The sequence below is a fragment of the Pseudomonas sp. HS6 genome (genome assembly GCF_023375815.1).
In the GTDB taxonomy this organism is placed as follows: domain Bacteria; phylum Pseudomonadota; class Gammaproteobacteria; order Pseudomonadales; family Pseudomonadaceae; genus Aquipseudomonas.
Window position 1 is genome coordinate 2005624 of record NZ_CP067412.1, and the last position, 11367, is coordinate 2016990.

General features: G+C 60.9%; 9 protein-coding genes. 2 read left to right on the forward strand and 7 right to left on the reverse strand.

Annotated features, from left to right (window positions below; genetic code table 11):
* Positions 1-146: 146 nt before the first annotated feature.
* Together cysS and JJN09_RS09260 are read right to left on the reverse strand one after the other, a co-directional pair.
* Complete coding sequence (gene cysS / locus JJN09_RS09255) at positions 147-1529, reverse strand: cysteine--tRNA ligase (protein WP_249486977.1); 1383 nt, start codon at positions 1527-1529, stop codon at positions 147-149.
* A gap of 20 nt (positions 1530-1549) precedes the next feature.
* Positions 1550-3250 carry a glutamine--tRNA ligase/YqeY domain fusion protein gene (locus JJN09_RS09260; protein WP_096822284.1) on the reverse strand — a complete coding sequence of 567 codons (1701 nt, stop codon included), beginning with the start codon at positions 3248-3250 and terminating at the stop codon, positions 1550-1552.
* A gap of 252 nt (positions 3251-3502) precedes the next feature.
* Between JJN09_RS09260 and JJN09_RS09265 the strand changes: the two genes are divergently transcribed.
* On the forward strand, positions 3503-4009 hold the full coding sequence (locus tag JJN09_RS09265; RefSeq protein WP_096822285.1) for a peptidylprolyl isomerase: 507 nt from the start codon (positions 3503-3505) through the stop codon (positions 4007-4009).
* Positions 4006-4752: a UDP-2,3-diacylglucosamine diphosphatase gene (gene lpxH / locus JJN09_RS09270; protein WP_249486978.1), complete on the forward strand. Its 747-nt coding sequence runs from the start codon at positions 4006-4008 to the stop codon at positions 4750-4752. The genes JJN09_RS09265 and lpxH overlap by 4 nt, the downstream gene beginning before the upstream one ends.
* Positions 4753-4961: 209 nt before the next feature.
* Here lpxH and JJN09_RS09275 read toward each other — a convergent pair whose 3' ends face one another.
* The 5 genes from JJN09_RS09275 to JJN09_RS09295 form a co-directional block, all read right to left on the reverse strand.
* Positions 4962-6491, reverse strand: a complete 1530-nt coding sequence (locus tag JJN09_RS09275) for a DHA2 family efflux MFS transporter permease subunit (protein WP_249486979.1) — start codon at positions 6489-6491, stop codon at positions 4962-4964.
* A 65-nt stretch (positions 6492-6556) separates the two neighbouring features.
* Positions 6557-7759: an efflux RND transporter periplasmic adaptor subunit gene (locus JJN09_RS09280; protein WP_249486981.1), complete on the reverse strand. Its 1203-nt coding sequence runs from the start codon at positions 7757-7759 to the stop codon at positions 6557-6559.
* A gap of 15 nt (positions 7760-7774) precedes the next feature.
* Positions 7775-9244 carry an efflux transporter outer membrane subunit gene (locus JJN09_RS09285; RefSeq protein ID WP_249486982.1) on the reverse strand — a complete coding sequence of 490 codons (1470 nt, stop codon included), beginning with the start codon at positions 9242-9244 and terminating at the stop codon, positions 7775-7777.
* A complete protein-coding gene (locus JJN09_RS09290) occupies positions 9234-9716 on the reverse strand; it encodes a MarR family winged helix-turn-helix transcriptional regulator (protein WP_249486983.1) in 483 nt (160 codons plus the stop codon). Before JJN09_RS09290 ends, JJN09_RS09285 begins: the two co-directional genes overlap by 11 nt.
* Before the next feature lie 252 nt (positions 9717-9968).
* The gene (locus JJN09_RS09295; RefSeq protein ID WP_249486984.1) at positions 9969-11291 is read right to left on the reverse strand and encodes a hypothetical protein; all 1323 of its coding nucleotides are present in this window, start codon (positions 11289-11291) and stop codon (positions 9969-9971) included.
* Between the last annotated feature and the right edge of the window lie 76 nt (positions 11292-11367).

Here is an 11367-nt window from a genome sequence, read left to right on the forward strand (position 1 = left end):
GAACAGCATCCCGCTGCAAGGGCTGCAGCCCATGTTGGCCGCGTCAGACATCAAGACCTACGCGCAGAGCAAAAGCAACCACCGCCTGAACAGCAGAAAAACAAAAACCCGCACAAGGCGGGTTTTGTTTGTAGCAAACACAGCAATCAGTCCGCCAGACGCCAGGTCGTGCCACCCTTGCCGTCTTCCAGCACCACGCCCATGGCGGTGAGCTGGTCGCGGATGCGGTCGGACTCGGCCCAGTCTTTACCAGCCCGAGCCGCCAGACGTGCAGCGATCAGCGCGTCGACTTCAGCCGCATCGACACGCCCTTCGGCGCCGGCCTGCAGGAAGTCATCGGCTTCGAGCTGCAACACACCCAGCACGCTGGCCAGTTCTTTCAGGCGCGCCGCCAGACCGGCCGCTGCATCGAGATCGCTCTCGCGCAGACGGTTGATCTCACGCACCATCTCGAACAGCACCGCGCAGGCTTCCGGCGTGCCGAAGTCGTCGTTCATCACGTTGGTGAAACGTTCGACGAACGCTTCGCCGCCAGCCGGCGCCACGTTCGGCAGGCCTTTCAACGCGTGGTAGAAACGCTCCAGTGCACCTTTGGCGTCCTTGAGGTTGTCTTCCGAGTAGTTGATCGCGCTGCGATAATGGCTCGACACCAACAGGTAACGCACGACTTCCGGGTGGTACTTGTCGAGCACGTCGCGAATGGTGAAGAAGTTGTTCAAGGACTTGGACATCTTCTCGCCATTGATACGGATCATGCCGCAATGCATCCACGCGTTGGCGTAGGTCTTGCCAGTGGCCGCTTCGCTCTGGGCGATTTCGTTTTCGTGGTGCGGGAACTCCAGATCGCTGCCGCCGCCATGAATGTCGAAAGTCTCACCCAGGCAGCAGGTCGACATCACCGAGCACTCGATGTGCCAGCCCGGACGCCCGGCGCCCCACGGCGATTCCCAGCTCGGCTCGCCCGGCTTGACGCCTTTCCACAGCACGAAGTCCAGCGGATCTTCCTTGGCTTCGTCGACCTCGATCCGCGCACCGATGCGCAGGTCTTCGATCTTCTTGCGCGAGAGTTTGCCGTAGCCCATGAACTTGCCGACGCGGTAGTACACGTCGCCATTGCCCGGGGCGTAAGCGTAACCCTTGTCGATCAGGGTCTGGATCATCGCGTGCATGCCCGGAATATGATCCGTGGCGCGCGGCTCCATGTCCGGCTTCTTGATGTTCAGGCGCGCTTCGTCTTCGTGCATCGCGGCGATCATGCGCTCGGTCAACGCTTCGAACGACTCGCCGTTCTCGTTGGCCCGGTTGATGATCTTGTCGTCGATGTCGGTGATGTTGCGCACGTAGGTCAGGTCATAACCGCTGAACCGCAACCAGCGGGTCACCAGGTCGAACGCGACCATGCTGCGGCCATGGCCCAGGTGGCAGTAGTCGTACACGGTCATCCCGCAGACGTACATGCGCACCTTGTTGCCATCCAGCGGCTTGAAGACTTCTTTGCTCTTGGTGAGCGTGTTGTAGATCGAAAGCACGATGGTTCCTTAAGACTTGATCACTGGCCCCACGAATCACGCAGGGTCACGGTACGGTTGAATACCGGCTGACCTGGTTTCGAGTCCTTGATATCCGCGACGAAGTAGCCTTCGCGCTCGAACTGGAAACGGTCTTCCGGCTGTGCGTTGCCCAGCGAAGGCTCGGCACGACAACCGGTCAGCACTTGCAGTGAGTCAGGGTTGATGTTGTCCAGGAAACTCGCGCTGTCCTCGGCCTTCTCCGGGTTCGGAGAACGGAACAGGCGATCGTACAGACGCACTTCGCACTCGATGCTGGCAGCGGCCGGCACCCAGTGGATCACGCCTTTGACCTTGCGGCCTTCAGGGTTCTTGCCCAGGGTGTCCGGATCGTACGAGCAACGCAGTTCGACGATGTTGCCGTCGGCGTCCTTGATCGCTTCGTCGGCACGGATCACGTAGCTGCCGCGCAGACGTACTTCGCCGTTCGGCTCCAGGCGCTTGTAGCCTTTTGGCGGCTCTTCCATGAAGTCATCGCGGTCGATGTAGATTTCACGGGCGAACGGCAGCTTGCGCACGCCGAGTTCTTCTTTCTGCGGATGACGTGGCAGTTCGAGGTTGTCGACCTGGTCTTCCGGATAGTTGGTGATCACGACTTTCAACGGACGCAGCACGCACATGGCGCGCGGGGCGTTCGCGTCCAGGTCCTGACGGATGCTGAATTCGAGCATGCCGAAGTCGACCACACCGTCGGAACGGTTGGTGCCGATCATGTCGCAGAAGCTGCGGATCGACGCCGGGGTGTAGCCACGGCGGCGGAAGCCCGACAGCGTGGACATGCGCGGATCGTCCCAGCCATTGACGTGCTTTTCATCGACCAGTTGCTTGAGCTTGCGCTTGCTGGTGATGGTGTAGTTGAGGTTCAGACGGCTGAACTCGTACTGACGCGGGTGCGCCGGCACTGGCAGTGCGTCGAGGAACCACTCGTACAGCGGACGGTGGCTTTCGAACTCCAGGGTGCAGATCGAGTGGGTGATGCCTTCGATGGCATCCGACTGACCGTGGGTGAAGTCGTAGTTCGGGTAGATGCACCACTTGTCACCGGTCTGATGGTGATGAGCGTGGCGGATGCGGTACATGATCGGGTCGCGCAGGTTCATGTTCGGCGAGGCCATGTCGATCTTGGCGCGCAGCACGCGGGCACCGTCCGGGAACTCACCGGCGCGCATGCGGGCGAACCAGTCCAGGTTCTCTTCCACCGAACGGTCGCGGAACGGGCTGTTCTTGCCCGGCTCGGTCAGGCTGCCGCGGTATTCCTTGGCTTGCTCGGGCGTCAGGTCGTCGACGTAGGCCTTGCCGGCCTTGATCAGTTCGACGGCCCAGTCGTGCAACTGGTCGAAGTATTGCGAGGCGTAGCGCACTTCGCCGGACCATTCGAAGCCCAGCCATTTGACGTCGCTTTCGATCGCGTCGATGTATTCCTGGTCTTCCTTGGCCGGGTTGGTGTCGTCGAAACGCAGGTGCGTGACGCCGCCGAACTCCTGGGCCAGGCCGAAGTTCACGCAGATCGACTTGGCGTGGCCGATGTGCAGGTAGCCGTTGGGCTCAGGCGGGAAACGGGTGACGATCTGCGTGTGCTTGCCCGAGTCCAGGTCTGCCTGGATGATCGGCCGCAGGAAGTTGACCGGCACGGCAGGGCCGGACTTGGCATTCGAGGTAGGGTCGACAGTGGGCTTGCTCATTAGGATCCTTGACTTACATGTGCGCGGCCGCAAAGAGGGGCCAGACAAAACAAAGCCGCTATCATAGCCGATGCTGTCAAGGGGCTGACAGAGCAGGCCTTATAAAGGAGCGCATTTAATCGCAGGGATTTGAAAAACAGCCTCGAAATTCGCGCCTGTCACGCTAAACTGCGCACCTTGGCCGAAGCAGGCTGAACCGGTTGCGGGGCCTGAGGCTCCAAGACCACGAATTCCTTATAAAGAGTACTGACCATGACTCAAGTCAAACTGACCACCAACCACGGTGACATCGTCATCGAACTGAACGCTGAAAAAGCCCCGATCACCGTGGCCAACTTCATCGAGTACGTCAAAGCCGGTCACTACGAAAACACCGTTTTCCACCGTGTCATCGGTAACTTCATGATCCAGGGCGGCGGTTTCGAGCCAGGCATGAAAGAAAAGAAAGACAAGCGTCCAAGCATCCAGAACGAAGCCGACAACGGTCTTTCCAACGACAAGTACACCATCGCCATGGCGCGCACCATGGAGCCGCATTCGGCTTCCGCGCAGTTCTTCATCAACGTGGCCGACAACAGCTTCCTGAACCACAGCGGCAAGAATGTTCAAGGCTGGGGCTACGCGGTATTCGGTAAAGTGACCGCCGGTACTGACGTTGTCGACAGCATCAAGAAAGTCTCGACCGGCTCCAAGGCTGGCCACCAGGACGTACCAAGCGACGACGTGATCATCGAGAAAGCCGAGATCATCGAAGCGTGATATTGCTGATTTCAGACTTGCATCTGGAAGAGGAGCGCCCGGACATTACCCGGGCGTTTCTGGATTTGCTCGCCGGACGCGCCCGCTCGGCGAGTGCGTTGTACATTCTGGGCGACTTTTTCGAGGCGTGGATTGGCGACGATGCCATGACACCCTTCCAGCGTTCCATTTGCCAGGCCCTGCGCGAACTCAGCGACAGCGGCACGGCCATTTTTCTGATGCACGGCAATCGCGACTTTCTGCTCGGCAAGGCCTTCTGCAAAGAGGCCGGCTGTACGCTGTTGAAGGACCCGAGTGTCGTGCAGTTCTACGGCGAACCGGTCTTGCTGATGCATGGCGACAGCCTGTGCACCCGCGACGAAGCCTACATGAAGCTGCGCCGTTACCTTCGCAACCCGCTGAGCCTGTTCATTCTGCGCAACCTGCCCTTGCGCAACCGGCACAAACTGGCGCGCAAGCTGCGCAGTGAGAGCCGGGCGCAAACGCGGATGAAGGCCAACGACATCGTCGATGTCACGCCGGAGGAAATTCCGCGGATCATGCAGGAATACGGGGTGAAAACCCTGATTCACGGGCACACCCATCGTCCGGCGATCCACAAGTTGCAGATCGGCGATCAGGCGGCAAAACGGATTGTGCTGGGGGATTGGGATCGTCAGGGTTGGGCGTTGCAGGTGGATGAGAACGGGTTTGGGTTGGCGCCGTTTGACTTCGCGCCGCCGCTGGGATTGCCGCACGGCTGAAGATCGCTCCCCCTCATCGGAACGCCGCCCGCCCAACCCTCTCCCCCAAGGGGGCGAGGGGGAAAGGGAGCAGAGCTTTGTGCTTTTCAAAACCTGAGTTCGACTGAAGACTTTCAGGTCGATGTATCTCGCACATCCACCTCGGTCAGTCCCCTCTCCCTACGGGCGGTCCGACGTTTCGGGAGGGTTAGGGTGAGGGGCTTTTGATCTTAGTGCCCGGACGCGGCCGGCCCTGCTTTAGCAGCAAACGGCGGCTTAGCCAGCCAAACAATCAATATCAACCCCATAAACCCCCACCCCAGCAGCGTGAAGTAATCCACGGTGGAGAGCATGTACGCCTGACTCGTCAGCACATGATCAAGCTGCGCATACGCCGGATTACCCGCCCCACCCAGATTGTTCAGCGCTTCCCGGGTCGCCGGCTCATAAGTGCTGATGCTTTCACTCATGTAGGCATGATGCTGATCCGCCCGGCGAATCCAGATCCACGTGGTCAGCGACGCCGCAAAGCTGCCGCCCAATGTCCGCAGGAACGTCGCCAGACCGGCGCCGTCAGCAATCTGGCTCGGCGGCAGGTCCGACATCAGGATGCTCAGGGTCGGCATGAAGAACAACGCCACGCCAATGCCCATGAACAGCTGCACCAGAGCGATGTGCTGGAAGTCCACTTCGTTGGTGAACCCGGCACGCATGAAGCAGCTCAGGCCGATCGCCAGGAACGCCAGCCCGGCCAGCAGGCGCAGGTCGAACTTGTGCGCGTACTTGCCGACAAACGGTGACAACACCACCGGCAAAATCCCGATTGGCGCGACCGCCAACCCAGCCCAGGTCGCGGTGTAGCCCATCTGGGTCTGCAACCATTGCGGCAGGATCAGGTTGATGCCGAAGAAACCGGCGTAACCCAGCACCAGCACCAGCGTGCCAATGCGGAAGTTGCGGTACGCAAACAAGCGCAGATTGACCACCGGATGCTGGTCGGTCATCTCCCAGATCACGAACACCGCCAGCGCAATCACCGAAATGGCCGCGCCGATGATGATGAAGTTTGATTCGAACCAGTCCAGGTCATTGCCCTTGTCGAGGATCACCTGCAAGGCACCCACACCGATGATCAGCGTGATCAGCCCGACGTAGTCCATCGGTTGACGGCTGGTGACCACCGGCCGTTTCGCCAGTTGCGAACGCACCACCATCACCGCGAACACGCCAATCGGCACGTTGATGAAGAAGATCCACGGCCAGCTATAACTGTCGGTGATCCAGCCGCCGAGAATCGGCCCGGCAATCGGTGCCACCACCGTGACCATCGCCAGTAACGCCAGGGCCATGCCTCGCCTCGCCGGCGGATAGACCGCGATCAGCAGCGTCTGGGTCATCGGGTACAACGGTCCGGCCACCAAGCCCTGCAGGACACGGAAGCCGATCAGTTCGGGCATCGACGTGGAAATACCGCAGAGGAACGAGGCCAGCACGAACAGGATGGTGGCCCAGAGGAACAGCTTCACCTCGCCGAAACGCCGGCTCAGCCAGCCGGTGAGCGGCAGCGCGATGGCGTTGCTCACGGCGAACGAGGTGATGACCCAGGTGCCCTGCTCCGAACTCACGCCGAGGTTGCCGGAGATGGTCGGCAGCGCCACGTTGGCGATGGTGGTGTCGAGCACTTGCATGAAGGTCGCCAGCGACAGGCCGATGGTGCTGAGCAACAGGCTGGGCGGCGAAAAAGAGGCGTTATTGCTCATCGCGAATCCTTTGGAACTCGACTGGCGCCGCGCCCGTCAAGGAGCGCGGCGAAGGGATTGGCGAATCAGCGTTGCGCGGTCTTGCTGACCGCAGCGCTGTTGTCGTGAATCAACTGGGCGATCATCGCGTCGGCTTCGCCGAGTTGGCGGTCGTAGACGCTGGTGCTGAACGAGGCCTGTTGCGGCGGCTGTTGGGCCAGGACGGGGCCGCTCTGGTCGTGCAGATTGACCTCGACATTGGTCGACAGACCGACGCGCAGCGGATGCTTGGCCAGCTCTTCAGCGTTGATGTGAATCCGCACCGGTACGCGCTGCACGATCTTGATCCAGTTACCGGTGGCGTTCTGCGCCGGCAACAGGGCAAACGCGCTGCCGGTGCCGGCACCGAGGCTGTCGACGGTGCCGCTGAATTTCACGTCGCTGCCGTAGATGTCGGATTCGATGTCCACCGGTTGGCCGATACGCATGTCACGCAGCTGGGTTTCCTTGAAGTTGGCATCGATCCACAGTTGATCCAGCGGAATCACCGCCATCAGCGCGGTACCCGGCTGCACACGCTGGCCGAGTTGCACGGTGCGCTTGGCAACGTAACCGGTGACCGGGGCAATCAGGGTGCTACGAGCGTTGGTCAGGTAGGCCTGGCGCAGATCGGCAGCGGCCGACATCACGTCCGGGTGCGACGAGACTACGGTGTCATCGACCAGCGCGCTGGTGGTTTTCAGTTGTTGCTGGGCGTTGGCCAGGGCATTTTGCGCCGAGGTCAGGTCGTCGCGAGCGTGGGACAGTTCTTCCTGGGAAATCGCGCCGCCGGCGGCGAGGTTTTTCCGGCGATTGAAGTTGTCCTGGGCTTTCTGCACCGCAGCCTGTTGCGCGTTGACCTGGGCTTTCATGCCGTCAACGTTGCTGTACAGACCGCGAACCTGACGCACGGTACGCGCCAGTTTGGCCTGGGCACTTTGCAGACCGACTTCGGCGTCGTTCGGGTCGAAGTTGACCAGCACCTGACCTTCGTGAACCAGATCGCCATCGTCAGCACCAATGCTGACCACGGTGCCGGTCACCAGCGGGGTGATTTCAACGACGTTGCCGTTGACGTAGGCGTCATCGGTGCTTTCGTTCCAGCGCCCGACGAATTCGTGATACGCCCAGACACCGGCACCGGCGAGGATGACCACGACAGCCAGCACCACCAGCATCACTTTGCGTTTGCGGGGGTTGCCGGTGTCTGGCGTGTTGTCTTGAGCTTGAGTGTTTTCGGCAGTGGCCATGACAAATACCTTGAATTAGTTGTGCGTGTTGGCTGGGCTGGCGTTGGCGGCGGTCAGGGTCTGCCCCTGAAAGCCACCACCCAGCGCTTGCATCAGTTGAATCGACAGGTCGATCTGCTCGGCATTCAGGTTGGCCAGCTGACGCTGGGCCTGCAGCAATTGCTGCTCGATGCTGAGCACGTCCAGGTAGTTGCCGATTCCGGAACCGTAACGCTGGACCACAGTGTTGTAAGAATCCTGGGCAATGTCGGTCGCGTGCTGCTGGGCGCCGATCTGCCGGCCGATGTCACGCAACTGGTTGATTGTGTCGCTGACATCGCCCAAGGCTTTCACCAGGCTTTTGTTGTACTGCGCCACCGCAAGGTCGTAATCGGCGTCGCGGGCATCGAGGTTGGCGCGCAGGCGGCCACCGTCGAAGATCGGCAGCGAAATGGTCGGGGCGATGTTGAAGAAACGACTGGCGGACCCGAACATCGCGTCACCCAATAACGATTCGGCACCGGCGGACGCCGTAAGGTTCAGGTTGGGATAGAAGCGGGTCTTGGCCGAGTCGATGTCCTTGCTCGCGGCCTCGACACGCCAGCGTGCGGCGACCAGATCCGGGCGACGGCCCAGCAGTTCCGCCGGCAGCACGGATGGCAACGCTACGGCGCTGGCTTGCAGGACTTTCGGCCGGGCGATTTCATTGCCGCGATCCGGACCTTTGCCGAGCAATACAGCCAGAGCAATTTTCGCGCTGTTCAGGCGCTTTTCGGCGTCGATCAGGCTGGCTTCAGAGCTGGCCTCCAGACTTTGGGTCTGCTGGAACTGATACTGGCTGTCGATCCCGGAACTCAGGCGACGCTGGCTCAGATCAAGCATTTGTTTAGTACGTTTGAGGTCTTCGCTGGCCAGGTCATAGACGATGTGCGCCTGACCCAGATCGCTGTAGGCCCGGGCCACGTCGGCGGCGAGGGTCAATTGCGCGGCCTGACGGTCGACTTCAGCCGCGCGGGCCTGGCCGAGTGCGGCTTCCCAGGCGTCACGCTGACCGCCCCAGAGATCGAAGTTGTAATTGAAGCCGGCGCTGATGTTGCGCGTAGTGGCGTAGGCATCGCCCTGCCCTCGCGGGTCCTGATCCTTGGCCAGACGCGAGCGCGTAATGCCGGCGCTGGCGTCGAGGGTCGGGTAGCGCTCGGCATCGGCGGCATACGCAGCGGCGCTCGCCTGATGGGCGCGGGCGTCGGCGATCTGCATGTCCGGGCTGTCGTGCAGGGCTTCGCGGATCAGACCGTCGAGCTGCGGATCGCCGAGGCTGGTCCACCAGTCACTCTTCGGCCAGGCGGCCTGGGACAGGGTAACGCCATTGAGCGATTGCCCGGTCTTCAGGGTTTTCGCGTCGAGGCTGGCGCCTTGGGTATCGAGGCCACTGTAGTTGGCGCAACCGGCGAGGATCATCGCCGACAGCACCAGTGTCAGGCTGCTGCGCAAGGTTTTACCGCTCATTGTGTTCACCTAACCGCTGGATAGTGATCGGGTCACCGGCTGCCAGCAAAATTTTCTTGAGGATGTATTCCAGGGTTTTCAACTCGTCCGGGGTGACGGCGCCGGCCAGTTCGTTCATGGCGTCGGCACCGATGTGCGGCAGGCGATCGGCCAGTTGCTGGCCTTGTTCAGTGAGCTTCAGTTGCACCTGACGGCGATCGCCTTCGCTGCGCTGACGAATCAGAAAACCTTTCTGCTCCAGACGGTCGAGCATGCGGGTCATCGAACCGCTGTCCAGCGACAGGTGCCGGCACAGTTCCGCCGGGGTATCGACGCCGTACTGGGCCATGATGATCAACACCTTGAACTGCGCGGCAGTGATGCCGTGGGGCTCCATGTGGGTGTCGATGATCTTGTCCTTGAGCAACGCGGCTCGGCCGAGCAACAGGCCGAGATGGCAATGCTTGAATTCGCCGGGGGTGAAATGCTTCATGTGCTCACCTAATAACTGCCTAGGCAGTGAATGTATGTCGAGATGTTACTGCCTAGGCAGCGAATGTCAACGTAATAGTTAGGTTGCTTTGTAATTAGTTGACCAGTGGATTGGGTTTTGTGGTGCCCATACAGACGCCATCGCTGGCAAGCCAGCTCCCACCCGGTACTTGTCGTACACAAAATTGATGTATGCCGGAGAACCTGTGGGAGCTGGCTTGCCAGCGATGGCAGCGACTCGGTGTAGAACCAGTCAGGATTTGTCGGAGGGATGATTCATCGATGGCGGGTGAAGGGGATGGACTTCCCGTCCACGCAAAGCAGTTGCCGCATACCCGCAGGCGCGTTTGGCTACCGCATAGATACTGTGCCAGCCCGGCGGCGTCGGCTCGATGGCAGCATGCAGTGCCCACACGTAATCGAGCAGCAACCCCGGCGTCCAGGCCATGGCCTCGGCGCGCTTGCGCACCTGGGCCGCGACCCAGAATTCCGGGCTGATGATGATCCGGGCAAAATCCAGCATGCTCGAATGACCCCGGTTCATCGCGCCTTCCAGCGCCGCTTCCAGGCTATGCGCAACGGCACTCGAACAATTGCGACTGGTAAGGTTGTAGGTGGTGTTCTGCCGATAATCCGCCCAGAACGCCTGAAGCCGTGCCGCGTCGTAATGCACAAAACTGACCTGAACCGACGACGGGCACCAGTCGGCAACCTCGCTCGCATAGTCCTGCAGAAACCTGCCTGGGACATCGTTGTTCGGCGTGGCCCGCAGCAACCGCACGAAATCCCCGGCCGAGCGATCGATGTCGTCCAGCGGGTAATGGCTGATGTAGAGATCCGGCCCACATTCCAGTGCCGCGTGGCCGGCGGAGATGACACCGTTGATGTCGACTGCGGCGATATAACGGTTGAGCAGCCGGTTGCGCACAAGGGTGTCGTCAACGGTGCCGCTGGGCGTCCAGACGTGGATCACCAACGCACCCTTGTATGCAGGCGCATCGACCGGAGAAGGCATCACCGGCGAGTGCCCGTTCTTGAACCGAAACGCCTGCTGCAACAAGGCACAGCCCGAAAGAAAGATGCTCATGCCAATGCAGAACGGCACCGTCCCGCCATAAAACGTCGGAAACGGTTCGAGGATGAACACGGCAAAACCCATTTCGAACAGTGCCACCAGCAATGACACCTGCCAGCCGACAAAGCGCACCACCACCGCAGCCGCCAGGCGAAACCCGCCGTCGAGCAGAAAAGCCACGCCAAACAGCACCGCGAGAATCACCCCGGCGGCATGTTGGCGGTCGACGATCAGCAGCCCCAGCAGCAAAAAAGCCAGCCCCCGCGCCCTGCGCAAAGCCGCCGCGGTGCCGGCTTGCGGGGCCGGCACCAGCAAAATGATCAAGGCTTCGAGCAACAACAGATAGCCGAACACATGCAGCGGGAAATACAGAACGCCGTCCAACGCATCGATGAAGATGGCCACGCCAGCCGCGCCCCAGACAACGCCGGTCAGCGCCAGTGCGGACCAGCGCTTGCGGACAAAGTCGTGACCGAGCAAGACCATACTCAAACGGACCATAGGCGCCCCCGGGGCGTTTCGGGCAGCCGCACTTTGCAGCCATCAAGCTGAGGTCAGTCTAATACATCAAAAAAAG

Bases quoted from the DNA above. Each gene is read 5' to 3' on its own strand.
- JJN09_RS09260 (WP_096822284.1), bottom strand. From the start codon at position 3,250: ATGAGCAAGCCCACTGTCGACCCTACCTCGAATGCCAAGTCCGGCCCT.
- JJN09_RS09265 (WP_096822285.1), top strand. From the start codon at position 3,503: ATGACTCAAGTCAAACTGACCACCAACCACGGTGACATCGTCATCGAA.
- JJN09_RS09275 (WP_249486979.1), bottom strand. From the start codon at position 6,491: ATGAGCAATAACGCCTCTTTTTCGCCGCCCAGCCTGTTGCTCAGCACC.
- JJN09_RS09280 (WP_249486981.1), bottom strand. From the start codon at position 7,759: ATGGCCACTGCCGAAAACACTCAAGCTCAAGACAACACGCCAGACACC.
- JJN09_RS09285 (WP_249486982.1), bottom strand. From the start codon at position 9,244: ATGAGCGGTAAAACCTTGCGCAGCAGCCTGACACTGGTGCTGTCGGCG.
- JJN09_RS09290 (WP_249486983.1), bottom strand. From the start codon at position 9,716: ATGAAGCATTTCACCCCCGGCGAATTCAAGCATTGCCATCTCGGCCTG.
- JJN09_RS09295 (WP_249486984.1), bottom strand. From the start codon at position 11,291: ATGGTCCGTTTGAGTATGGTCTTGCTCGGTCACGACTTTGTCCGCAAG.